This is a genomic window from Nocardioides sp. Bht2 (genome assembly GCF_047308515.1).
Classification (GTDB): domain Bacteria; phylum Actinomycetota; class Actinomycetes; order Propionibacteriales; family Nocardioidaceae; genus Nocardioides.
Window position 1 is genome coordinate 1 of the sequence record NZ_JBLBWI010000039.1, and the last position, 1,133, is coordinate 1,133.

1 protein-coding gene is annotated in these 1,133 nt (G+C 63.9%); it reads left to right on the plus strand.

Going from position 1 to position 1,133, the window contains the following annotated elements:
- Positions 1-127: 127 nt before the first annotated feature.
- Positions 128-1,133 (plus strand): IS481 family transposase (locus tag ACLM5J_RS20825; protein WP_413658596.1); only part of this gene is annotated, 1,006 nt, incomplete at its 3' end.

Sequence of the window (1,133 nt, forward strand, 5' to 3'; positions counted from 1 at the left end):
CTAGCTGTGATGTCCAGCCACGTTGGTCGAGATTCTGCGATGACACGGTCTGACTTGTAGATGGACGAAGGCCTCCCGGTGTGGAGTGGAGCTATCTAGGAACCGCTCCGCCACCAAGGAGGCCTTCGTGTCCCACGCTACCCACTCCAACGCAGCCTTGACACCACGTGCCCGACTTCGACTTGCGCGCCTGATCGTCGACCACGGCTGGCCACCGGCACGAGCAGCCGAGCGGTACGACGTTTCCTGGCGAACCGCCAAGAAGTGGGCCGACCGTTACGCGAGCGAAGGACCGGCCGGGATGTACGACCGATCCTCCGCACCCCGCCACCAACCGAATCGCACCCCAACACCAGTGGTACGCAAGATCGTGCACCTGCGCTGGAAACAACGCCTCGGGCCCGTCGAGATCGCCGACCGACTCGGTATGGCCTCCTCAACCGTCCACGCCGTATTGGTCCGCTGTCGGCTCAACCGGCTTACCCACCTCGACCGCGTCACCGGCGAGCCGATTCGCCGCTACGAACACGTGGCACCGGGCAATCTTCTCCACGTCGACGTCAAGAAGCTCGGCAAGATCCCCGACGGCGGTGGCTGGCGCTACGTCGGCAAGCAGCAGGGCGACAAGAACCGCTCCGCGACCGCAGCACGCACTGGTGGCCCCAAGAACAAACACCGCCAGCCGTTGATCGGTACCTGCTACCTGCACACCGTCATCGACGACCACTCCCGCGTTGCCTACGTCGAAGCCCACGACGACGAGACCAGCCAGACCGCAGCGCTGGTGCTGCGCAATGCTGTTGCCTGGTTCGCCGAACGCGGCGTCACCGTCAAACGCGTGATCAGCGACAACGGCAGTTGCTACAAATCGCACCTGTGGCGCGACACCTGCACCGAGCTGGGCATCACGGTGAAGAAGACCCGGCCCTATCGCCCGCAGACCAACGGGAAGATCGAACGCTTCCACCGCACCCTGGCCGAGGGCTGGGCGTTCAAGAAGTTCTACAACTCCGAATCCGCCCGACAAGCCGCCCTGCCATCATGGATCCACCAGTACAACCACCACCGGCCCCACTCAGCAATCGGGAAAGCCGCCCCCATCACCAGGTTGAACAACCTGGCTGGGCATCACA